The sequence below is a fragment of the Pseudomonas sp. Q2-TVG4-2 genome, from assembly GCF_013620795.1.
Taxonomy (GTDB): domain Bacteria; phylum Pseudomonadota; class Gammaproteobacteria; order Pseudomonadales; family Pseudomonadaceae; genus Stutzerimonas.
In genome coordinates this window covers 1-630 of sequence record NZ_LGLW01000034.1, presented here as the reverse complement: position 1 = coordinate 630, position 630 = coordinate 1, and the positions used below count along the sequence as shown (strand labels likewise).

Annotated in this window: 1 protein-coding gene; it reads left to right on the top strand. The window is 34.1% G+C overall.

The genetic code is table 11. The features are described 5' to 3' along the window. On the top strand, positions 1 to 630 hold a 630-nt coding region (gene repM, locus H3028_RS21045; protein WP_181299137.1), incomplete at both ends, for a replication initiation protein RepM.

The following is a 630-nucleotide window of genomic DNA, read 5'->3' as shown; positions in this document are numbered from 1 at the left end:
AATACTGTTAGCCATACTTGAAGCTAGGCAATCAAATACACCCAATGATAAAGATTTGACGATTCATGCTGAAAGCTATATCAACCATTTCAATGTTCATAGAAATACAGCCTATAAAGTTCTTAAAGATGCTTGCAAAAGCCTATTTGATCGTAGATTTAGCTATCAAAAACTGACTCAAAAGGGCAACATTGAGAATGTAATAAGTCGATGGGTACAACGAATATCTTATGTAGAGAATGAAGCTCTTGTTCGTATTAAGTTTTCTGATGATGTTGTACCGTTGATTACAAATTTAGAAAAACACTTCACTAGTTATGAACTAGAGCAAGTCAGCAGTTTAACTAGTGTTTACGCTATACGCTTGTATGAGTTGCTTATCGCATGGCGTAGTACGGGCAAAGTGACTATGGTAGAGCTAGAAGAGCTAAGATTAAAACTAGGCATAGAACCCAATGAATACAAGAGAATGGGGCAATTTAAAGAAAAAGTTTTACACCTTGCCATTGATCAAATTAATAAGTACACAGATATAAAAGCAGAGTATGAACAACACAAACGTGGTCGTTCAATTATTGGTTTTTCATTTAAGTTTAAGCAGAAACAACAACCGAAAAAATTAGATTCTAA